We start from the raw sequence: 21,573 nt of genomic DNA, 5'->3' as shown, positions 1-21,573 counted from the left end.
AGCCCCGCTCCTCGCCTACGGGAGCGACACGTCGACCGCGACCGCAACACCAGCAGGCCGCCGGTGACCCGGTGTACCTGACCACTCCGTGCTAACTCGCCGCCGCCACCAGGCGGGCGTACGAGCCGCCCGCCGACAGCAGCTCCTCGTGTGGGCCCAGCTCCGTGATCCGGCCGCCCTCGACCACCGCCACCCGGTCCGCCGCCGCGGCCGTGTGCAGGCGGTGGGCGATCGCGATCACCGTCCGGCCCTCCAGCACGCTGTTCAGCGACCGCTCGAGGTCGCGGGCCGAGCCCGTGTCCAGCAGCGACGTCGCCTCGTCGAGCACCAGCGTGTGCGGGTCCGCCAGCACCACCCTGGCCAGCGCCAGCTGCTGGGCGATCGCCGCCGGCACCGGGTGCTCGCCCGGCCCGAGCTTCGTGTCCAGCCCGGACGGCAGCGTCGCGACCCAGTCCGACACGCCCGCCGACGCACACGCCGCCGTCAGCTCCTCGTCCGTCCAGTCGCCACCCGCCCGGCGGGCCGGCAGCGCCAGGTTCTCCCGCAGCGTCCCGGAGAACACGTGGTGCTCCTGGGTCAGCAGCAGCACCTCACCGCGCAGCACGTCGTCGGCCAGCGCCGAGACGTCCTGGCCGCCGATGCGCACCGAGCCCGCCGACGGCGCCGCGATGCCGGCCAGCAGCCGGCCGAGCGTCGACTTGCCCGCGCCCGACGGCCCGACGATCGCCAGCCGCTCGCCGCGCGGAACGCGCAGGTCGATGCCGTGCAGCACCTCGCGATCGGCGGTGTAGCCGAACCGGACGCCGTGGACGTCGATGTCCCGCCCGCGCGGCACCTCGTCCACGCCCGCGGAATCGACCGCGACCGACCGCACGCCGAGGATCCGGCGCGCCGCGGCCGCCGCGACCTGCAGGTCCTCGAGCCAGAACAGCGCCTCGTTGAGCGGCGCCGCCATGCCCTGCACGTACAGCAGCATCGTGGTGATCTCGCCGAGCCCGGCCCAGCCCTGCACGTACGCGAGCAGGCCGAGCAGCAGCATCACCGCCAGCGGCAGCACGTAGCTGATCTCCAGCGACGGCAGCCACCGCAGCTGCAGCGCCCGCATCCGGCGTTCGCCGTAGATGCTCCGCTCCAGCGCGTCGTGCGCCGCGCCGATCCGCCGTTCGGCGAGCCCGAGCGCCTCGGTCGTGCGCGCGCCCTCCGCGGTCTCGTGGACGCTGGTGGTCAGGTCGGCCCAGCGGTCGAGCATCCACTGCATGGCCGCCGGGATCCGCCGCTGGTACCAGACGTTCACCGGTACCAGCAGCGGCAGCGCGACCAGCAGGCCCAGCGAGAGCAGCGGCGACGTCACGACCATCGCGACGATCGTGAACGCCACGGTCACCGCCGCGATCAGGATCTGCGGCACGGCGAACCGCGCCGCGTGGTCGATCCGGCCGAGGTCGGTGGTGGCCCGGCTGAGCAGGTCACCGGTGCCCGCCGCTTCGACGGTGCCGAGCGGCAGCTGCAACGCCGTCCCGACGAACTCCTCGCGCGTCTCGGCCAGCACCAGCTCGCCGAACACCGCGCCACGCATCCGCGCGACCTTCCGCGCCACCGCCTGCAGCAGCAGGATGGCGACGAACACCGCCGCCAGCACGTCGACGTGCCCGGTCGTGGTGCCGGCCGCGACGTCGTCGACGAGCGAGCCGAGCAGCTGCGGCCCGGCCAGGCCGATCAGCGTGGCCACGGCCAGCGAGCCCAGCAGCAGGCCGAACTCGCGCTGGTGGTTCTTGGCCGTCTGCACGGCCCAGCGGCGGACGTCCCGCCGGTCCGCCGTGGGAAGCCGTTTCACACTGTCACCCCCTTCGCGGTGAACACTTCGTCGGCCACATGTGTCCACAAGGGACTCTGGCTGAACACCACCGTGGTCCGGCCCCGCCGGAGCTCGGCGACGCGTTCGGTGATGCGGGCCTCGGTGTGCGCGTCGACCGCCGACGTCGGTTCGTCGAGCACCAGGACGTCGGCGTCGGTCGCCAGCACGCGGGCCAGGTTCAGCCGCTGCCGCTGGCCGCCGGACACCTCGCGGCCGCGCTCGCCGATCACCTCGTCGACGCCGTCGGGCAGCGCCTCGATGATGTCGTCGGCGTCGGCCGCGTACAGCGCTTCGGTGATGCTCACGCCGCCCGGTCGCGCCGGCGCCAGCTGCTCGCGCAGCACACCGGAGAACCAGATGTCCTGGTTGTGCGCGTAGACGATCCGGCGCCGCAGCTCCGCGAGCGCGACGTGGTCCGCCCGGACGCCGCCGACCAGCACTTCTTCGCCCTCGGCCGGATCGGCGAACCGCGCCAGCCGGTCGGCCACCGCTTCGCCGCCGGCCCCGAAGTCGACGACGGTCAGGCGACCGGGCGCGATCCGGACCCCGGACTCGGTGTCCACCAGCTCCAGCGGGCCGCCGGGCAGCGGCACCGGCGTCTCCGGGTCCGCCAGCTTCGGGCGGATAGCCAGCAGCGCCACCACCTTCCGCGACGCGACCAGGCCGGACGTGATCGACCCGACGGCCTCCGTCGCGGCGTTGACCGGCCAGATCAGGAAGGCCGAGACGCCGTAGAACGCCACCAGCTGCCCGACGTCGATCGAGCCGGCCACGGCCAGCCGCGCGCCGAGCCAGGTGATCACCACGGTGACCAGGCCCGGCAGCGCGATCTCCGCCGCGGCCAGCCACGCCTCGGCCTCGCCGACCTCGACGCCGGCCAGCCGCACCCGCTGGCTGGTCTCGCGGAAGCGGGCGAAGAACCGCCGCTCGCCGCCGATGCCGCGCAGGATCCGCAGGCCGGCCACGATGTCCGCACCGAGCGCGTTGACGTCCCCGCGCTTCTCCCGCTGCTTCGCCTTGCGCTTCTGCAGCGGCGCGAGCAGCGGCCCGATGCCGAGCACCGCGACCGGCACCCCGACCAGCGCGACCACGCCGAGCAGCGGCGACGTCGAGATCAGCCACACGGCCACCACGACGAACGCCAGCAGCGAGCCGAACGCCCGGCCGGTCATCTCGACGGTGTTGCCGATGTGGTTGATGTCGGTCGTGGAGATCGCGACGAGGTTGCCGGTGGTGGTCTGCTCACGCAGCCCGGCGCCGACGCGCGTGGTGTGCGCCGAGACGAGCCGCTGGGTCGAGCCCGCGCCGTGCAGCCACAGGCCGTAGTTGAGGAAGTGCAGCCAGGTCCCGAAGAGCGTCTGCACGACCCCGAGCACGGCGGCGACTACCGCCCAGCGCAGGACGGCGGCACCGTCGTGCGCGCTGATGGCCCCGATGCCCTGACCGACGACGAGCGGCAGCAGCGCACCGGTCAGCGCCCAGACGACCCCGATCGCGGCAGCACCGACCACCGTCCCGAGCCGAGCCCGGAAGACGGCAAGCAGGAACCGGCTCGCGGTCGGCCGCACCGGCAGCCGCAGCGGCGGAAAGGGATACGTGGCGGAAAGCACGATTCTCGACGGTAAGCCGCCCCCGGGAGGAAGGCGACCGATTTTCCGGTGCCCGTCGCCGCCGGGGTGATCTTTCGCGCGCTTGGGGTGCGTGGCCGGGAGGATTTCCCGGGACAGCCACGCCCGGGGCGTTCGGGGAGTCGTGATCAGTGCGGGCCGGCAACCGCCCGCTCTTGGGAGATCCCGGGGTCGGCGCAAGCCGCCAACCGCCCTCGCCCGTTGGGGGACCCCCGGTTTCAACGCTACTCCCGAGCACCGACAGTTCCAGCCCCCCGCACCGGAGTTGTCCCCAGGGGACGCCAAGGTGCCGAAGTTGTCCCCAGGGCCCGCTGGGGGACCCCCGGTTTCAACGCTACTCCCGAGCACCGACAATTCCGGCCCCAAGCCCGAGCCGCACCCCGAGTTGTCCCCAACCAACACACCCGGCACCGAACGCCCCGGACCGTCCTCGATGTCGCCTCGGTCACACCGCCCGCGGGCCCTCCCGGTTCGGCGGCCCACCGTCCGGGGCATCGGCGGGCGGCACGTATCCTGACGGCCGTGGCGAACCCTGACACGGACACCGTGACCAGCACCGTTGACACCACCGAGCGCGCCGGGGCGACCCCGGACCACACCCAGCCGTATCGCGAGCTCGGGCTCGCCGACGACGAGTACGCCCGCATCCGGGAGATCCTCGGCCGCCGGCCCACCGACGCGGAGCTGGCGATGTACTCGGTCATGTGGAGCGAGCACTGCTCGTACAAGTCGTCGAAGAAGCACCTGCGCTACTTCGGCGAAACCGCCACCGACGAGATGAAGGCCAAGATGCTGGCCGGCATCGGCGAGAACGCGGGCGTCGTCGACATCGGCGAGGGCTGGGCGGTCACCTTCAAGGTGGAGAGCCACAACCACCCGTCCTATGTGGAGCCGTACCAGGGCGCCGCGACCGGCGTCGGCGGCATCGTCCGCGACATCATGGCGATGGGCGCGCGGCCCCTCGCGGTCGCCGACGCGCTGCGTTTCGGCCCGGCCGACGCCCCCGACACCAAGCGCGTGCTGCCCGGCGTGGTCGCCGGCGTCGGCGGCTACGGCAACTGCCTCGGCCTGCCGAACATCGGCGGCGAGCTGGTGTTCGACCCGTCCTACTCGGGCAACCCGCTGGTGAACGCGCTGTGCGTCGGCGCCATGCGCGTCGAGGACCTGCACCTGGCGTTCGCGTCCGGCACCGGCAACAAGATCATCTTGTTCGGCGCGCGTACCGGCCTCGACGGCATCGGCGGCGTTTCCGTCCTGGCGAGTGACACCTTTTCGGGTGACGAGTCGGCGTCGGGCCGCAAGAAGCTGCCGAGCGTCCAGGTCGGCGACCCGTTCACCGAGAAGGTGCTCATCGAGTGCTGCCTCGAGCTGTTCGCGCAGAAGCTCGTCGTCGGCATCCAGGACCTCGGCGGCGCCGGGCTGTCCTGCGCGACGTCGGAGCTGGCCGCGGCCGGCGACGGCGGCATGCACATCTACCTCGACCGGGTTCCGTTGCGCGCCACCGGGATGACCCCGGCGGAGGTGCTCTCCAGCGAGTCGCAGGAGCGCATGTGCGCGGTCGTCGCGCCGGAGAACGTCGAGGCGTTCATGGCCGTCTGCCGCAAGTGGGACGTGATCGCCACCGACATCGGCGAGGTCACCGACGGCGAGCACCTGGTCATCACCTGGCACGACGAGGTCGTCGTCGACGTCCCCGCCCACACGGTGGCGCACCAGGGCCCGGTGTACGACCGGCCGATCGAGCGTCCGTCCACTCAGGACGCCCTGATCGCCGACACCTCGGCGAAGCTGCCACGTCCGTCCACTCCGGACGAACTGCGCGCCGACGTCCTCAAGCTCATCTCCTCGCCCAACCAGGCGTCGAAGGAATGGGTGACGTCCCAGTACGACCGGTACGTGCGCGGGAATTCCGTGCTGGCCCAGCCGTCGGACTCGGGCATGATCCGCATCGACGAGTCGACCGGCCGCGGCGTCTCGGTGGCGACGGACTGCAACAGCAAGTTCGTGTACCTGGACCCGTACCGCGGCGCGCAGCTGGCGCTCGCGGAGGCGTACCGCAACGTGGCGACGGGCGGCGCGACGCCGGTCGCGGTGTCGGACTGCCTGAACTTCGGCGCGCCCACCGACCCGGGCGTGATGTGGCAGTTCGAGCAGGCGGTCCACGGCCTGGCGGACGGCTGCGTCGAGCTCGGCATCCCGGTGACGGGCGGCAACGTGAGCTTCTTCAACCAGACGGGTTCGACGGCGATCCTCCCGACCCCGGTGATCGGCGTCCTCGGCGTGATCGACGACGTGACCCGCCGCATCCCGACGGGCATCGGTGCGGAGGCGGGCGAAACCCTGCTGCTACTGGGCGAAACGCACGACGAGCTGGACGGCTCGGCGTGGGCCCGCGAGCTGCACGGCCACTTGGGCGGCGTGCCCCCGCGCGTGGACCTGGCTCGCGAGAAGCTGCTGGGCGAGATCCTGGTGGCGGGTTCCCGCGACGGCATGATCTCGGCGGCCCACGACCTGTCGGACGGCGGCCTGATCCAGACCCTGGTCGAGACCGTCCTCATCGGACAGTGCGGCGCCCGGGTGTTCCTGGACGGCGACCAGGACCCGTTCGTGCAGCTGTTCTCCGAGTCGGCGGGCCGCGTGCTGGTGGCGGTCCCGCGCACGGAGGAACTCCGCTTCACGGAGATGTGCACGGCGCGCGGCCTCCCGTGGCGCAGGACCGGCGTGGTCGACCCGGAGTCGGGAACGCTGGAGCTCCAGGGCATCACGGAGTTCACGCTCGACGAGCTGCGCGAGGCCTGGGAGGGCACCCTTCCCGCCCTGTTCAACTGACCCGGATTCCGACCTGTCCACATTCCAGCCGGGCTGTGGACAGATCGGAGATTTCCGCTCTGCTCGAGGGTTTTGTCGTTAGGGGCCGATAGACTGGACTTGGGGACGCCCCCCTGGGAGGGCGGTTTCTAGGGGTGGTTGCAACACCTGAGTGTTCAGGAGTTGCTTTATGTCCAGACGGGATCGTGACCGTGTCCCCGATTGCATGTTGCGGGGTCCTGGTCGGCCTGGCACACCTCTGATCGCTGAGCGGGCGGCCTGCTTTGGCCTGGTGGAAGGCGGTGTCGGTACGTGGGAAGCGGCCCGGCGGATCGGAGTCAGCTACCGGACCGCGAAACGTTGGCGGGCTGAGGCAGCCCAGTCCTAGGCCGCTACGACCCCGGTCATTCGGGCCGAGGTGTCGTGCCGGTTCTTGAGCCTGGTCGAGCGGATCCGGATCGCTGACCGGGTCCGCGAGCCCGGGGTTTCGCTGCGGGCGATCGCGGTCGAGTTGGGCCGGCCGGTCTCGACGATCACCCGGCAGCTGGTCCGCAGCCAGCAGCCGGACGGGACGTATCAGCCGTACGCTGCGCACGAGCGGGCCGCGGCCCGGCGGGCCCGGCCCAAGGTCAGCAAGCTGGTCGCGGATCCGGTGTTGCGGGCGATCGTTCAGGATGGGCTGGATACGCGGTGGAGTCCGCAGCAGATCGTCCGCCGGCTCCGACACGACCACCCCTGACCGGCTGGAGTGGCATGTGAGCTGCGAAACCCTCTACCAAGCCCTCTACGTCCAGGCCCGCGGCGGGTTACGGCGCGAGGTCGCCGGCTGGCCGCGCACCGGCCGCATCGCCCGCCGGCCGGATCAGCGTCGGCCGCGGATGGCCACCCCGATGGTGATGATCAGCGACCGCCACTTGAGGTGACGGATCGGGCGGTGCCCGGGCACTGGGAAGGCGACCTGATCATCGGCCCGAACGCTGGCGGCCACACCTGCACCCCAGCCAGACCTCGACCCACCCCGATCCGAAGCCAGCACACGGTCGGTGGTGCCGGGTCAAGGCACGCTTTCCCGCCTTGACGCGGTACCACCGGCCGTAGTGACAATCAGACTTCGGGGTGGTGGGCACCGCGACCCCGCCCAAGCTTCCGGACGAAGGCCGCCAGACCCCGCTTCCACCCACAGAACACCGCAGCAGCAACCCGACTTCGCCGAAACCGTCAGAGAAAGGCGCGGGAGTTTCAGCGGGAGGGTCGCTCAGCCGGCCTTCGCAACGATCCGTGCGTCGCCGTCCCGCAGTTCTTCGGTGGTCCAGCTCGCCGGGAGCTCCACGGTCTTCTCACCCCGCACCAACGTGTTGTACAGCGAAACCGCATCCGGCAGCGAAGCGAACCGCAGGTCTGTCTGGCCCTTGAAGCAGGCCCGCCGCAAGTCCAGTGAGCCGGTCGCCCGTGCCCCGGTGAACTCGGCGTCGCCCGCGAACTCGGCGTCCTTGAACGTCGTCGGGCCCGCGAACGTCGTGTTCTTGAAGTCGGCGCTCTCGCTGAACCGGGTTCCGCTGAACCAGGCCCGCTCCTCGAAAACCGTGTCGTGGCAACGGAAGTAGCCCAGCAGACGGCCGGGTCCGGCGCCCGCGCCGGTGAAGAACGCCTTGCCGAGCACGTGGCAGCGGTTGAGGTGCGTGCTGCTGTGCAGCGACGCGTAGCGCAGCAGCAGGTTGCCGATCCGGCGGTCGTTCAGGTCGAAGTACTCCAGCACCGCGCCGGTCAGGTCGAGGTCGTACGCGGGTGCCGTGTCGTCGCTCGCGGCCGGGAGGAGCTCCTTGAGGAGCCGCTGCGCGGTGAGCCGGACCGTCAGCTCCTGGTCCTGTTCTGGCTCGGCCGTCTCGTTCTGCCGTTGTGACCGCTCGACATCGGTCTTGTACCGGGGGTGCCGGAACGGCCGCCGCAGGTACGAACACAGCACGTCCAGCACCGTCTGCGTGTAGTCCGGCCGACTGCGCGCCAACCCCGCCAGCGCGTGCAGGGCCCCCACCCGCACCTGGTCGGCCGCGTGCCCGAGCAGCTCGACCGCCTTCGCGAACCGCTCGTCCGCCACCCGCTCGCGGTCCTGTTCCGCGCGCTGCGCCTCGAGTTCGTGCCGCTGCCGCTCGATGTCCTGGCGGCGCTCCTCGACCCGGCGGCGGCGGTCGTTGAGCCACAGCGCGTACAGCGCCACGATCGCGCCGCCCGCCAGGCCGCCCGTCTTCAGCGCGTCACTGCGGCTGGTGGCGGGGTCGGTCAGCAGCCAGCCGCCGACCCCGACGAGCAGCACCACCGATGCGAGGAACGTCCACGCCAGCGGCGATCGCCACAGCTTCAACGCGTCACGACACCAGCATCGTGCTGACGCAGAAGCCCTTTTTGTCGAAGTTCGTGGCGCTCAGCGTGCCCTTGACCGGCTTGCCGGCGGACGTCCCGGTGACCTCGCCCTCGACCAGGTACTTGTCGGCGGGCACATCGCCGAGCTGCAGCTGCAGCGGCGGCTTGAGGAACGTCTCCAGCCACGAGCTGAGCAGCTGCTTCGAGTCGGCGCAGCCCAGGGCGACGGCGCCGTTGTTGTCGCCCGCGTTCAGCTTGTCGATGAAGCCCTGGAGGACGGCCTTCGCGTCCGAAGCGCCGCCTCCGCTGTCGGCCGGCGGCTGCGAGGCCGACGTCGTCGGCTTCTTGGACGTCGGCTTCGACGGGGACGGCTTGGCCGACGTGCTCGACGACGGGGCCGCGGCCGTGTTGGTGTCGTCCTTCGAGAGGAAGAACCCGGGTGCGACGAAGCCCGTGATGCCCAAGACTGCGAGCACGACGACCACGGTCGCGCCGATGCCGATCCACATCCCGGTCTTGCTCTTCTTCGGCGGCGCGGGCGGCCCGCCGAAGCCCTGCGAGTAGCCACCGGTCGCCGGGTCCCAGCCGGACACCTGGCCGGCCGCGTTCGGGTCCCAGGCCTGCTGGCCGTACTGCTGCGCGTTCGGGTCCGCCCACGCCGGCTGCTGCTGTTGCTGCTGGGCGTACGGGTCACCCCACGCCGGCTGCGGGTTGGCCGGGAAACCGCCCGACGCCGGCGGGTAGCCCTGCTGCTGGCTCGGGTCCCAGCCCTGCGGGTACTGCTGCGTCGGGTACGGCTGTTGCTGCTGGTTGGGGTCCCACCCACCCTGCTGCGGGTACGGCTGCTGGAAGCCACCGGACTGGGGCTGCTGGCCGTACGGGTCGGGCTGGCCGGGCTGGCCCGGCTGAGGCGGGTACGTCATCTTTCATGCCTTCCGGGCGCTGGGCGTTCGTCCGCGTTCCGACGTCCGGCGGGCGCGTGCGGTTCCCCCCAGGACGTGTGCGCAGCATTCTGCAAGCTCGGACGGTACGGCATGAAACCGGCTCCCGGGCCGTGCCGACGCGAAGTCGTCACGATCCGGGAGCCGGGTGGGGTGGGTCAGCCGTTGGCCAGCGCCTGGAGCCGGTCGTAGGCACCGTTGAAGGTGTCCTGGTCGAGCGGGCTCGAGGTGTACTGCCAAACGGTGTAGTAGCCCCAGTTGTAGGGCAGTGTGCCGACCGACGACGCGTACCGCGCGACCCACAGCGGGGCCGTGCTGGAGAAGTCACCGCTCACGCAGCTGCTCCACCAGCTCGTCGACGTGTAGATCACCGGGTAGCGGCCGGTCAGGGAGTGGTAGGTGTCGTGGAAGTCGAGGATCCACGACGTCATCCCGGCCTTGCTCAGCCCGTAGCAGGTCGCGCCGTACGGGTTGTACTCCATGTCCAGCGCGCCGGGCAGCGTCTTGCCGTCCTTCGACCAGCCGCCGCCGTGGGCGACGAAGTAGCGGGCCTGCGCCCCGCCGCTCGAGGTGTTCGGCGTGGCGAAGTGGTAGGCGCCGCGGATGAAGCCCTGGTTGTAGGACCCGTTGTACTGCTGGGCGAAGTACGGGTTGGTGTAGCTGGTGCTCTCCGTGGCCTTGGTCCAGACGAACCGCTTGCCTTGGTTCCACCAGTTCGCCCAGTCGACGTTGCCCTGGTAGCTGGCGACGTCCATGCCGGCCACCGTCGCCAGCACCTGGCCGGGGATGGCCTGGCCGGGCTGCGGCTGCTGCGCCGACTTCTGCGTGTCCGGAGTCGACTTGTCGCCTTCGACGCGCCGGATCTGCGACCCCAGCTCGTGGTTGTGCTGGGCGATGTCCGCGTTGATCGCGGTCACGGGGTCGACTTCGGGGGAGATCGTCGTCGCCTGCGCCGTGCTGCCGAGCAGGAGCAGCGTGGCCGGGACGACCAGGGCAGCGAACAACCGCCCTCTTCGGGATGTGGACATCGTTGAATCCCTTCACGGATACCCTCGCGATGAGCGGCTTACTGCAGGTAGCCGCCCGAGCACGATTGTTGAGGACGAAGTGGCGTTTGTCACTCACTTCCGTGAAATTGGGTATACGGGTGGGTGATTTTCCCGGGAAGAAGATCGTTAATTGGTGACGAGTTAACACCTATTATTGGAATGTTGCGCCGTTCAGCCCAAGGCCAGGGCGAGCAGCCGGTCCGCCGAGCCGTTGAACCAGTTCTGGTCGCCGGGCAGGGTGCCGCGGTCGGCGAACTGCCAGATCGTGTGGATGCCCCAGCCGGACGGCAGTTCGCCGATGAACGAGTTGTAGCGCGCGATCCAGAGCGGGTTGGCGCCGAAGCCGCCGTTGTTCGCGGTGCACCGCTTCCACCAGCTCGTCGACGTGTAGATCGTCGGGAACCGGCCGGTTGCCGCGCGGTAGGTGTCGGAGAAGGCGCGGATCCAGGCGACCATGCCCGCGGCGTCCTTGCCGTAACACGTCTCGCCGTACGGGTTGTACTCCGCGTCGAGCGCGCCGGGGAGGGTCTTGCCGTCGGCCGACCAGCCGCCGCCGTGGGCGAGGAAGTACCGCGCCTGCGCCGCGCCGTCGGAGATGTCCGGCCGCGCGAAGTGGTAGGCGCCGCGGATCAGCCCGGCCTGGTACGAGCCGTTGTACTGCTGCGCGAACTGCGGGTTCACGAAGCCGGTGCCCTCGGTCGCCTTGACGTAGACGAACTTGGCGCCCGCCCCCGCCGCGCCGGCCCAGTCGACCGGGCCCTGGTGCCCGCTGACGTCGTGCCCGAGCTGCTGGTCGGCACCGTCGTACAGCACGTCCGGGACCCCGTCGACGCCCTCGACCGCGGCGATCTGCGAACCCGCGTAGTGGTCCTCGGCGCCGGCGTAGACGTCGTCCGCCTTCGCCGGCGCCTGCCCGGCCACGAGCAGGACGGACGCGAGGACGGCGGCGAAGGGCAGCGGACGTCGTTTCACCCTCTTGCTCCCCACCGATCTCGTCAGACTTCTTCAGTCTCACGATGCACCGGCGTCGCCGGATCGGCGAGTCGATGATCACTCGATGGGGTGGGACCCGCAGGTCAGCGCTGCTCGTCGGCGACGGCCTTCACCAGGTGCTCCGCCGGCACGACGGCGGTGATGAGGTCGTGCGGGTTGATCGCGACCGGGTGCCCGCCGAGCAGGTCGACGATGTCGCGGCCGAGCACGGCCCGCGCGTGCGGCCATTCGCGCGGCACTAGGGACTTGCGGGTGTAGGCGGGCACCATGACCCGGCCGTCGGAATTGTGGAAGCCGATGACGGTCCGCTGCACCGGCGACATCGCGTACACGAACAGCGTCGCGTCGAGGACGACCTTCGGCAGGTCCGACGGCGGGCGGTGTTCGGTGCGGACGAGCTGCAGCAGGTGCTCGAGGTCGTTCGCCGGGTCCGGGAAGCCGAGCGCCTTGGGCGAAGGCCGGTAGCGGTCGTTGGGGTGGAAGTCGGCGACGACGTCGCCGGCGCTGTTCACCGGGTACGCGCCGACGACCGCCCACGACGGCACCGGGCCGTTCGGGTCGAAGGCCTCGTCGATCACGTAGAGCCAGCTGTCGGGGTTGGCCCGGGCGTTCGCGCGCATCTCCGCGGTGATCTCGGGCGTGCCGTGCTTGCCGCTGCGCCGCGCCTGCCTGCCTTCGCGCCGCGCGGGCCGGTTGTGCTTGCCGTGCCTGCCGGGGCGATCGGCTCCGCTTCCGGTGGGCTGCTGCGAAACCATCCGATCCGCCTCGTCCCGCTGCGCCATCGTCATCCCCACGTTCTCGGGTGTGCCTGCCAAGTCTTGGTGCGCCACTCTACTGTTTGCCCATGGCCTCTTCGCGTTCGGTCGACCCCGGACAGTTACGTGCGGCGGTGCTGGCGGTTTCCCCGTGGTTGCAGGGTGATGGGCCCGCTCCGGCGCGCCCGGAGCTGGCCGCGGCGGTGCGCCTGTCCCTGCGGGCCCTGGCGGCGGACGCGCCGGGCCGGACGGTCGAGGTGCGGGTGCCGCCCTTCGCCGCAGTGCAGTGCGTGGAGGGGCCCCGGCACACCCGGGGCACCCCGCCGAACGTGGTCGAGACCGACCCCCGGACGTGGCTCGAACTGGCCACGGGGCAGCTGGACTGGACCACGGCGGTGGCCGACGGCCGGGTGTCGGCGTCGGGCTCGCGGGCCGACCTTTCGCACTGGCTCCCGCTGTTGCGCGTTTGACAGCCGGTGGGGACCGGAGGCTGCCTACGGCTTGCGGCCGATCCCGCCCGCGATGGTCCGCTGCGCGACGTTGAGGTCCTTGAGCCGCGGTCCGTCCGGCCACCAGTCGGCGCACCGGACCACGCCCGGGGGCACCATCTCCAGGCCCGGAAACAGGTTCTCGATCTCCTTCTGCGTCCGGAACGTGCCGGAGCCCATCGGGCTGTGCAGGAAGAAGTCCTCCATCTTGCGGGCGGTCGCGGAGTCCTCGTCCTCCGGGTCGAAGAAGTGCGAGATCGCCACGAACGAGCCCGACGGCAGCGCGTCGACGTACTCCTTCATGATCTCCGCCGGCCGCTCGTCGGGGCCGTTGAAGTGGTGCAGCGTGCCCATCTGGAGGAGGGCGACCGGCTGCGAAAAGTCGATGTTCTGCCGGACGACCTCGTTCTCGAGGATCCGCTGCGGCTCGAAGATGTCCTCGGCGACGAAGTGGGTGTTCTCGTTCTCTTCGAGCAGCGCGCGGCCGTGGGCGAGCACCACCGGGTCGTTGTCGACGTAGACGACCTTGATCTCCGGGTTGATCCGCTGGACGACCTGGTGGGTGTTCTCGGCGGTCGGCAGGCCGGAGCCGCAGTCGAGGAACTGGGTGATGCCGGTCTGGCTGGCCAGGAAGCGGCAGGCGCGGATCAGGAAGCCGCGGTTTTCGAACGCGAGGTCCTGCGCCTCCGGGGCGGCCTTCTGCACCTTGTGCAGGACCTCCCGGTCGATCTCGTAGTTGTCCTTCCCGAGCAGGAAGGCGTCGTACACGCGCGCGATGCTCGCTCGGGTCGGGTCGACCCCCACGGGAACTCGTTCGGTCCGGGTCGCGGCGTCGGGCATCTTGAACCTCGCAAGTTCTGTGTTGTAAGTCTCGTGCCCTACGTACAGTAGGACGACGCGCGCATGGGGTAAACCGGGTCACCCCTTTGCGCAAGAAGGCTTAACGTGTACTTTCGGTAGTCGGGCTAGGACCCCCTGGTGACGTGAACGCGGAAGGGCCGGGAATGAGCGCGGTGAACGCGTCCGCAGGCGAACAGAACATCGGCCCCACGGCGCGGCGCATGATCCTGGGCTCGCAACTGCGAAGGCTCCGCGAAGAGGCCGGCATCACCCGCCAGCAGGCCGGTTACAACATCCGCGGGTCCGAGTCGAAGATCAGCCGGCTGGAGCTGGGCCGGGTCGGGTTCAAGGAACGCGACGTCACCGACCTGCTCACGATGTACGGCGTCGACGACCCGACGGAGCGCCGGGCGTTCCTCGACATGGTCAAGCAGTCGAACGAGCCAGGCTGGTGGCGGCGTTTCGGCGACACCATGCCGAACTGGTTCACCGACCTCGTCGGCCTCGAAGAAGCCGCCGCGCGGATCCAGATCTGGGAGCCGCTCTACGTCTCGGGCCTGCTCCAGATCGAGCCGTACGCGCGGGCGATCTTCAGCCACGGCCGGTCGGAGATGGCCGACGAGCGGGTCGACCAGCTGGTCGCGCTGCGGATGCGCCGGCAGAAGATGTTCAGCAGGCCGGACGCGCCGCGCGTGTGGATGGTGCTCGACGAATCGGTGCTGTATCGCCCGATCGGCGGGATGAAGGTGCTCAAGCAGCAGATCGAATACCTGCTCGAGATGAGCGCGCTGCCGCACGTGTCGATCCAGGTCCTGCCGTACTCGCGCAGCGGCCTCTCCGCGGAGCACGCGTTTTCGCTGCTGCGGTTCGGCGAACCGGAACTGCCGAACATCGCTTACGTCGAGTACATGACCGGCGCGCACTACATCGAAAAGCGCGAAGAGATCGAGAAGTACAGCCGCGCGCTGGACATGCTGGCGGTCGACGCGGAGACGCCGGAGCGGAGCCGGGCGATGCTCGGCAAGCGCAGGCAAGAGATCTAGAACCCCTGGCCCGGACCCGGTACGAGGGTGCCGGCATGTCCCGCTGAGCGGTTACTAGCCGTAGCTATTAGGCCGAACGAGAAGGTGCCAATCACCCGATAGGTTAACCGCAACCGCGCAGTTCTTTACCGTCAGAGAACTTTGCAAGAAATTCTGCACGTGCATTTACCGTTGCAGGCACACGTGCTAGCCTCGGCTACGCGGGCAAATGCACATGCATCTGCATTGCCCGCCCGAAGCTTTTCCGCATCGAGAGGTGGGAACATGGCTGAGCGATTCGAAAACGGCATCCCGGCCGATCGGCTGTCCGGTGCCGAGTGGCGCAAGGCGAGCTACAGCGGTGCGTACGGCAACTGCGTCGAGGTCGCGCCGCTGTCCAACGGGGAGATCGCGATGCGCAACTCGCGGTTCCCGACCGGTCCGGCGCTGGTGTACACGCGTGCCGAGATGGCGGCGTTCCTGGCGGGCGCGAAGGACGGTGAATTCGACGATGTCCTCGGCTGAGGCCCTCGTCCCCGTCTTCGACATCGAAACCGGGCTGCAGGAGCTGGTGGCCCGTGGTTACCAGTTCGTCCACCCCGCCGACGAACGCGGCGAGGTCCTCGCCGTCGTCGGCGTGCGGGTGCACGACGACGTGGTGGACGTGGTCCGCCTCAACGCCGAAGACGACGTCGTGGCGACGCGGATGCCCGGCACCGAAGAGAACATCTTCGAGCCGGAGCGGTGGCTGTGGCGCCGCTGCGGTGAAGGCGCACAGGTGCTGGCGGAGATCCTTTCGTTGCCGGACGCGTGTTGACGCGTACTGGCTTGCAGGCCCCGTCCGAAGTGGTCAGAACCACGCCGGGCGGGGCCTGGCGCATGCCCGAACCGTCTACACTGAAACCGGCCTGACCACGTCTTCCCAGGAGCTCCTCGGTGGTTTCCGACCCGCAGCTCGTGTCCGACCAGCCCGAACCGGAACCCCGTGAGGAGTGTGGCGTCTTCGGCGTCTGGGCTCCCGGGGAAGAAGTCGCGAAGCTGACCTACTACGGCCTCTACGCCCTGCAGCACCGGGGCCAGGAGGCCGCCGGCATCTCCGTCTCCGACGGCTCCCAGATCGTGGTCTTCAAGGACCTCGGCCTGGTCAGCCAGGTGTTCGACGAGCAGATCCTGCAGTCACTGCAGGGTCACATCGCCGTCGGTCACTGCCGGTACTCGACCACCGGCGCGACCATCTGGGAGAACGCCCAGCCGATCTTCCGCACCACCGAGACCGGCAGCGGTCTCTCCTTCGCCCACAACGGCAACCTGGTCAACACGGCCGAGCTGCGCGAACGCACCATCGAAGCGGGCCTGAAGCCGCACGCGGGCCTGACCGGCTCGTCGAGCGACTCCGACCTGATCTGCGGGCTGCTCGCCGCGAACGCCGCCGACAAGGGCATCGAGGCCGCCGCCATGGAGCTGCTGCCCACCCTCAAGGGCGCCTTCTGCCTGGTGTTCTCCGACGAAAACACGCTGTACGCGGCCCGCGACCCGCACGGCGTGCACCCGCTGGTGCTCGGCAGGCTCGAGCGCGGCTGGGTCGTCTCGAGCGAGACGGCGGGCCTCGACATCGTCGGCGCGTCCTTCGTCCGCGAGGTCGAGCCGGGCGAGCTGATCGCGATCGACGCCGCGGGCCTGCGCTCCTCGCGGTTCGCGAACCCGGACCCCAAGGGCTGCGTCTTCGAGTACGTCTACCTCGCCCGCCCGGACACCACGATCGCCGGCCGCGGCGTGCACGCCACCCGCGTCGAGATCGGCCGCCGCCTCGCCGCCGAGCAGCCGGTCGAGGCCGACCTGGTGATGCCGGTGCCGGAGTCGGGCACCCCGGCCGCGATCGGCTACGCGCAGGGCTCGGGCATCCCGTACGGCACCGGCCTGGTGAAGAACGCCTACGTCGGGCGGACGTTCATCCAGCCGTCGCAGACCATCCGCCAGCTGGGCATCCGGCTCAAGCTGAACCCGCTGCGCGACGTCATCCGCGGCAAGCGCCTGGTCGTGGTGGACGACTCGATCGTCCGCGGCAACACCCAGCGCGCGCTCGTCCGGATGCTGCGGGAGGCCGGCGCGCTCGAGGTGCACGTCCGGATCGCGTCACCGCCCGTGCGCTGGCCGTGCTTCTACGGCATCGACTTCGCGTCGCGGGCCGAGCTGGTCGCGAACGGCGTCGACCTCGACGGCATCCGCCGCTCGATCGGGGCCGACTCGCTGGGCTACATTTCCCTGGACGGCCTGGTCGCGGCGGCGGAACAGCCGAAGTCGCGGCTGTGCACGGCGTGCTTCTCGGGCGAGTACCCGATCCCGCTGCCGGAGGACGCGCTGATCGGAAAGCACCTGCTTGAAAGCCTGGACGCGGTCAATGGCGCGGCAACCCCCGTCAGTCCCGCCGGGTACGGTGCCGAAGACGCCGTCCGGCGTCCCTGAGTTCCTTCCAGTAGGGAGTCCGTCCACCGTGAGCGAGTCCACGAGCGCCACGTACGCCGCCGCCGGCGTCAGCATCGAGGCCGGCGACGAAGCTGTCGAGCTGCTCAAGCCGCACGCCGAGCGGGCGACGCGGCCCGAGGTGATGGGTGGCGTCGGCGGTTTCGCCGGGCTCTTCTCCCTGAAGCTCGACAAGTGGAAGGAGCCGGTGCTCGCGTCCTCGACCGACGGCGTCGGCACGAAGATCGCGGTCGCGCAGGCGCTCGACAAGCACGACACGGTCGGCATCGACCTGGTCGCGATGGTGGTGGACGACCTGGTCGTGACCGGGGCCGAGCCGCTGTTCCTGCAGGACTACATCGCCGTCGGCAAGGTGCACCCGGAGAAGATCGCCGCGCTGGTCGGCGGCATCGCCGAGGGCTGCGTCCGGGCCGGCTGCGCGCTGCTCGGCGGCGAGACCGCCGAGCACCCGGGCCTGATGGGCGAGCACGACTACGACATGTCGGCCACCGGTGTCGGCGTGGTCGAGGCGTCGCAGCTGCTCTCGCCGGAGAAGGTCCGCCCCGGTGACGTCGTGCTGGCTCTCGGCTCGTCCGGCCTGCACTCCAACGGCTACTCGCTGGCCCGGCACGTGCTGCTGGACATCGCCCGGATGCCGCTCGACGGGCACGTCGAGGAGTTCGGCCGCACCCTCGGCGAGGAGATGCTGGAGCCGACGCGCATCTACGCGAAGGACTGCCTGGCGCTCGCCGCCGAGACCGAGGTCCGGACGTTCGCGCACATCACCGGCGGCGGCCTGGAGGCCAACCTGGCCCGGGTCATGCCGCGCGGCCTGGTCGCCCGGCTCGAACGCGGCACCTGGACGCCGGCGCCGGTGTTCGCGCTGATCGGCCAGCGCGGCAAGGTCGAGCGCGCCGAGCTGGAGAAGACGTTCAACATGGGCGTCGGCATGGTCGCGATCGTCGGCGCCGAGGACGTCGACCGCGCGCTGGCCATGCTGACCGCGCGGCACGTCCCGGCGTGGGTGCTCGGCGACGTCCAGCCGGCCGAAGACGTCGACGGCCCGCGCGCGGTCCTCTCGGGCGACCACCCGCGGTTCTGAAACGCTCTTGCTCGCGGCTGTCACACTTGAGGGGTGGCAGCCGAAGACGTGGTGGTCGGCTCCCGGTTCACGATCCCGGGAGCCGAGTTGAGCGAGCGCTTTTCGCGGTCGTCCGGCCCGGGCGGGCAGGGTGTGAACACCACGGACTCGCGCGTCGAGCTGTCCTTCGACGTGGCTGCCTCGCCGTCGATCCCCGAGCACCTGCGTGACCGGGTGCTGGCCGGGCTCGGTTCGCGGCTGGTCGACGGCGTCCTGACGATCGCGGCCAGCGAACACCGGTCGCAGCTGCAGAACCGTGAGGCCGCGCGCGGCCGGCTGGCGAACCTGCTGATGGACGCGTCCGCGCCGCCGCCGGCCAAGCGACGCCCCACGAAGCCGTCCCGCGGTTCGAAGGAGCGCCGCCTGGCGTCGAAGAAGCGCCGGAGCGACGTGAAGAAGGGCCGTTCCGGGCGCTTCGACGACTAGGTCAGCGACAGGTGCACGCACTCCCCGGCCGGCCGGTAGCCGACCCGGGCGTAGATTCGGCCGATCCCCAGGTCACCGGGGGTGAGGAACGCCGTGTGCGCGCCGGCCTCGTGGACTTCGCGGGTGAGCTGCGCGGTGAGCGCCGCCGCGATCCCGCGGCCGCGGTACGGCTCGAGCACGGCGATCCCGGCGATCTCGGTGGTGCCGTCGACGATTTCGAGGGCGAGCCCGCCGCCGACCACGGCCCCGGTGACGGCGTCCTCCGCCAGGAGGTGCCGCGCACCGGCTTCGAGACCGGCTTTGAGCTGCGCGACCTCTTCGTCGCCGATTTCCGCGGGTTCGCCGAACGCGGTGTTCTGCGCTTCCCGCATCCCCCGGAGGTCCTCCTCGGACTCCGGCACGCGCAGCCGGATCCCGGCCGGGGCCGCCCGGTCGACGCGCTCGCCCGGCGCGCACGTCATCAGCGGCACCCGCCGTTCGAGCTCGTACCCCGCTCCGACCAGCAGTTTCTCCAGTTCGGGAGCGACGTCGGCGAAGTACTCCAGCCGCGGGAGCAGGTCCCGCCGCCGGTAGGCCGCGGTCAGCGCGTCGATCTCGGCCGGCGTCGGCTGCGCCCCGTCGTCCGGGATCGCGTAGTTGAGCATCGGGTGGTCGCCCGGTGCGTAGGTGGCGAGGAACGGGCCGATCCGTTCGGTCTCCCGGCCGCGCGGTGCCGTCGCGCGGACATAAGCCTGAATGGCGGACATGTGAGCCTTTCGAAGAGCACGTCAAGGAACCGCGGCCCGCGGACCGGGCCTGCGGGCGGATCGCTGGGCGTCGGGCCTAGCGGGGGCCGACGCCGGAGGCGGCGCCAGGCATAGGCGGTCATTCCTTGAAGTCGACGGAGGCTCTTCCCGGCCATGGTCGCACGGCCGGCAACCGGATTTACCGGCGTTCCGGGTGGGCGATGGCCGCGTAGCGCGTGTCCCACACCGATCTCGGCACCCGCATCCGGAGCGTCGGAGCTTCGCAGACGGTGCGGCGCGGCAGCGGGATCGCGACCGGGGCCGGTGGTGCCGCGTCCAGCGCGCGCCAGCCCCGGCGGCTCAGCGCAGCGCCGAGCGTGGCGCCGACCGTGTTGAGCAGGACGTCGTCGGCCGACGTCACGCGACCGGTGTGGATCAGATATTGCGTACCTTCCACCAACACGGACGCCACCAGCGCGGCCAGCGCGATGCGTGGCAGCGCGCGCAGGCGGCGGATCCGCAGGGGCAGCAGCGCGCCGAGCGGGCCGAGCAGCAGGACGTTGCCGATCACCTGCCAAAGTGACCCGTCACTGCCGAGCGCGGCCGCGACGTCGGCGCCGGGCACGAGGTCCAGCGTGCTGTCCGCGGACCCGCCGACAGGCATGATGACCAGGCAAAACACCAGGAAGGCGACGAGGAGCGCGGCGCAGTCGACGGCGGCCGTCGCGCTCGCGCGGCGGGCGGCCATCCTCCGGCGGCGCCTCGCCGCGAGCAGTGGCCAGCCGAGCAGCGCGTACGGCAGCGCGATGGCCGAAATCGGAATCATCCCCCAGAAGGCGCGCAGCAGAGCTCCCATGCGCCTCCCTTCTCGAACCCCTCAAGATCTTCAGTGCGCATTGCGAACGACCCCTTGCAAGATCACCTTCGCATCACGGGATCGACTCGGCATTCCGAGCGGACCGCACTATTCGGTGATCTTTCCGGTGGCGCCGGTGGTTCGATCATGGTTCGGTCAGGGGACACACTGTCCACAGTGGAGGCTATGGACAACCCTGTGGATGAATTCCGGGGACAACTCGGGAAGCGTTGTGGTGCAAGGGAAAGGCGTCAGGCTGGCCTGTGTACTACTTCGTGGCCAGTTCGCGTGCCTGCTCGAGCAGCCGTTGCAGGTGGAGGCCGCGCCGGACGTCGCAGGGGTGCGCCGTCGTGCCGCTCGCGATCATCGCCGCGAAATCATCCAGCAGTGCGGTGTAGGACTCCTGCGCCGAGCCCGGTTTGCGCCCGAGCGTCCGGTACCCGTGCTCGCCCCAGACGGCGACCTCGACGACGGTCGGCTGCACCGGCAGCCGCAGCGAGAGCGTGGCCGTGCTGATCACGCCGGCTTCGTGCGCGAGCATCAGGTGCCAGAGGTCGCCGGGGCTCTGCCGGGCCGCCACGACCTCGGTGATCGGGCCGAGCGCGGCGTCCAGCAGGTCGAGGGCGTGCGGGCCGATGTCGAACAGCGCGCCGCCGTCCTCCTGTCGCCACTCCGAGCCGGCGTACTGGCCGCCGAGCAGCGCGCCGGACAGCCAGCGCGCCCCGCCACCCGCCCAGCCGCCGGCCTGGGCGAGCCCGGCGAGCCACTCCTGCGTCTGCGTCGAGTAGCGCAGGGTCAGCACGACCAGCGCGGCCACGTCGGCGGCCGTGACCGCGTCGGCCAGCCGCTGCGCACCGGCCAGGTCCGCGGCGATCGGCTTCTCCAGGATCAGGTGCTTCCCGGCCTCGGCCGCGCGCACGCCCAGCTCGGCCTGGATCGACGGCGGAACGGCGAACGCGACCGCGTCCACCTGCTCGAACAGCTCCTCGACGCTGCCGGCTGCGGCCGCGCAGTGCGTTTCCGCAAGCGTTTGCGCCGCTTCGGGCCGCCGGGCCCAGACCGCGGTCAGCGCGGTGCCGGGGTGATCCGCCAGTCCGGGTGCGTGGATCGTCGTCGCCCACGGGCCGGCGCCGATCAGGCCGACGCGCAGCTGTCCGTCCGCGATGAGCTGTCCCACGGCCCGCAGTCTAGGTGTGTCCCGCGTCGCTCCGGAACCGCACCTGCGGCG

The 21,573-nt window shown here is 70.7% G+C and carries 22 protein-coding genes; 11 read left to right on the top strand and 11 right to left on the bottom strand.

Annotated elements, in window-relative coordinates; genetic code table 11:
* Positions 1-91 precede the first annotated feature (91 nt).
* Positions 92-1,834, bottom strand: a complete 1,743-nt coding sequence (locus tag ACWEGE_RS22685; protein WP_449662424.1) for an ABC transporter ATP-binding protein — start codon at positions 1,832-1,834, stop codon at positions 92-94.
* Positions 1,831-3,465: an ABC transporter ATP-binding protein gene (locus tag ACWEGE_RS22680; protein WP_449662423.1), complete on the bottom strand. Its 1,635-nt coding sequence runs from the start codon at positions 3,463-3,465 to the stop codon at positions 1,831-1,833. Before ACWEGE_RS22680 ends, ACWEGE_RS22685 begins: the two co-directional genes overlap by 4 nt.
* 540 nt (positions 3,466-4,005) lie before the next feature.
* Here ACWEGE_RS22680 and purL point away from each other — a divergent pair.
* The 4 genes from purL to ACWEGE_RS22660 all read left to right on the top strand — a co-directional run bounded on the left by purL (position 4,006) and on the right by ACWEGE_RS22660 (position 7,214).
* A complete protein-coding gene (gene purL, locus ACWEGE_RS22675; protein WP_449662422.1) occupies positions 4,006-6,312 on the top strand; it encodes a phosphoribosylformylglycinamidine synthase subunit PurL in 2,307 nt (768 codons plus the stop codon).
* A 169-nt stretch (positions 6,313-6,481) separates the two neighbouring features.
* Positions 6,482-6,679 (top strand): helix-turn-helix domain-containing protein, encoded by a 198-nt coding sequence (locus tag ACWEGE_RS22670; protein WP_449662421.1) that lies wholly within the window; start codon positions 6,482-6,484, stop codon positions 6,677-6,679.
* Positions 6,680-6,724: 45 nt separating this feature from the next.
* Complete coding sequence (locus ACWEGE_RS22665) at positions 6,725-7,030, top strand: helix-turn-helix domain-containing protein (protein ID WP_449662420.1); 306 nt, start codon at positions 6,725-6,727, stop codon at positions 7,028-7,030.
* Between the two features lie 16 nt (positions 7,031-7,046).
* Positions 7,047-7,214 (top strand): hypothetical protein, encoded by a 168-nt coding sequence (locus ACWEGE_RS22660; protein ID WP_449662419.1) that lies wholly within the window; start codon positions 7,047-7,049, stop codon positions 7,212-7,214.
* 332 nt (positions 7,215-7,546) lie between these two features.
* On the opposite strand, the gene ACWEGE_RS22655 is transcribed toward ACWEGE_RS22660, so the two are convergent.
* The 5 genes from ACWEGE_RS22655 to ACWEGE_RS22635 form a co-directional block, all read right to left on the bottom strand.
* Positions 7,547-8,650 (bottom strand): pentapeptide repeat-containing protein, encoded by a 1,104-nt coding sequence (locus ACWEGE_RS22655; protein ID WP_449662418.1) that lies wholly within the window; start codon positions 8,648-8,650, stop codon positions 7,547-7,549.
* A 4-nt stretch (positions 8,651-8,654) separates the two neighbouring features.
* The gene (locus ACWEGE_RS22650) at positions 8,655-9,572 is read right to left on the bottom strand and encodes a hypothetical protein (RefSeq protein WP_449662417.1); all 918 of its coding nucleotides are present in this window, start codon (positions 9,570-9,572) and stop codon (positions 8,655-8,657) included.
* 176 nt (positions 9,573-9,748) lie between these two features.
* Positions 9,749-10,618, bottom strand: coding sequence for a lysozyme (locus tag ACWEGE_RS22645; protein ID WP_449662416.1), 870 nt, complete (start codon positions 10,616-10,618; stop codon positions 9,749-9,751).
* A 192-nt stretch (positions 10,619-10,810) separates the two neighbouring features.
* Positions 10,811-11,611, bottom strand: a complete 801-nt coding sequence (locus ACWEGE_RS22640; protein WP_449662415.1) for a lysozyme — start codon at positions 11,609-11,611, stop codon at positions 10,811-10,813.
* 104 nt (positions 11,612-11,715) lie between these two features.
* Positions 11,716-12,420 carry a type VII secretion system-associated protein gene (locus ACWEGE_RS22635; protein WP_449662512.1) on the bottom strand — a complete coding sequence of 235 codons (705 nt, stop codon included), beginning with the start codon at positions 12,418-12,420 and terminating at the stop codon, positions 11,716-11,718.
* Between the two features lie 56 nt (positions 12,421-12,476).
* Here ACWEGE_RS22635 and ACWEGE_RS22630 point away from each other — a divergent pair, with 56 nt between their 5' ends.
* The gene (locus ACWEGE_RS22630) at positions 12,477-12,857 is read left to right on the top strand and encodes a sterol carrier family protein (RefSeq protein WP_449662414.1); all 381 of its coding nucleotides are present in this window, start codon (positions 12,477-12,479) and stop codon (positions 12,855-12,857) included.
* 24 nt (positions 12,858-12,881) lie between these two features.
* On the opposite strand, the gene ACWEGE_RS22625 is transcribed toward ACWEGE_RS22630, so the two are convergent.
* Positions 12,882-13,679 carry an SAM-dependent methyltransferase gene (locus ACWEGE_RS22625; protein WP_449662413.1) on the bottom strand — a complete coding sequence of 266 codons (798 nt, stop codon included), beginning with the start codon at positions 13,677-13,679 and terminating at the stop codon, positions 12,882-12,884.
* Between the two features lie 200 nt (positions 13,680-13,879).
* Between ACWEGE_RS22625 and ACWEGE_RS22620 the strand changes: the two genes are divergently transcribed.
* The 6 genes from ACWEGE_RS22620 (at position 13,880) to arfB (ending at position 18,764) form a co-directional block, all read left to right on the top strand.
* Positions 13,880-14,758 carry a helix-turn-helix domain-containing protein gene (locus ACWEGE_RS22620; protein WP_449662412.1) on the top strand — a complete coding sequence of 293 codons (879 nt, stop codon included), beginning with the start codon at positions 13,880-13,882 and terminating at the stop codon, positions 14,756-14,758.
* Positions 14,759-15,022: 264 nt separating this feature from the next.
* Complete coding sequence (locus ACWEGE_RS22615) at positions 15,023-15,262, top strand: DUF397 domain-containing protein (RefSeq protein ID WP_013230745.1); 240 nt, start codon at positions 15,023-15,025, stop codon at positions 15,260-15,262.
* The gene (locus ACWEGE_RS22610) at positions 15,249-15,554 is read left to right on the top strand and encodes a hypothetical protein (RefSeq protein ID WP_449662411.1); all 306 of its coding nucleotides are present in this window, start codon (positions 15,249-15,251) and stop codon (positions 15,552-15,554) included. The genes ACWEGE_RS22615 and ACWEGE_RS22610 overlap by 14 nt, the downstream gene beginning before the upstream one ends.
* 119 nt (positions 15,555-15,673) lie before the next feature.
* On the top strand, positions 15,674-17,200 hold the full coding sequence (gene purF / locus ACWEGE_RS22605) for an amidophosphoribosyltransferase (RefSeq protein WP_176174135.1): 1,527 nt from the start codon (positions 15,674-15,676) through the stop codon (positions 17,198-17,200).
* Between the two features lie 28 nt (positions 17,201-17,228).
* Positions 17,229-18,299: a phosphoribosylformylglycinamidine cyclo-ligase gene (gene purM / locus ACWEGE_RS22600; RefSeq protein WP_449662410.1), complete on the top strand. Its 1,071-nt coding sequence runs from the start codon at positions 17,229-17,231 to the stop codon at positions 18,297-18,299.
* A 48-nt stretch (positions 18,300-18,347) separates the two neighbouring features.
* On the top strand, positions 18,348-18,764 hold the full coding sequence (gene arfB, locus ACWEGE_RS22595) for an alternative ribosome rescue aminoacyl-tRNA hydrolase ArfB (protein ID WP_449662511.1): 417 nt from the start codon (positions 18,348-18,350) through the stop codon (positions 18,762-18,764).
* On the opposite strand, the gene ACWEGE_RS22590 is transcribed toward arfB, so the two are convergent.
* From ACWEGE_RS22590 to ACWEGE_RS22580, 3 genes are all read right to left on the bottom strand, one after another.
* Entirely contained in the window at positions 18,761-19,510 is a 750-nt protein-coding gene (locus ACWEGE_RS22590; protein WP_449662409.1) for a GNAT family N-acetyltransferase, read from the bottom strand. The two genes, arfB and ACWEGE_RS22590, sit on opposite strands and share 4 nt — an antisense overlap.
* A 178-nt stretch (positions 19,511-19,688) precedes the next feature.
* On the bottom strand, positions 19,689-20,345 hold the full coding sequence (locus tag ACWEGE_RS22585) for a VanZ family protein (RefSeq protein ID WP_449662408.1): 657 nt from the start codon (positions 20,343-20,345) through the stop codon (positions 19,689-19,691).
* A gap of 268 nt (positions 20,346-20,613) precedes the next feature.
* Positions 20,614-21,522, bottom strand: coding sequence for a Gfo/Idh/MocA family protein (locus ACWEGE_RS22580; RefSeq protein WP_449662407.1), 909 nt, complete (start codon positions 21,520-21,522; stop codon positions 20,614-20,616).
* Positions 21,523-21,573 lie beyond the last annotated feature (51 nt).

Source organism: Amycolatopsis sp. NPDC004747 (assembly GCF_053601335.1).
Note: the sequence above shows the minus strand (reverse complement) of the source record. Positions and strands in the feature narration are given on the sequence as shown.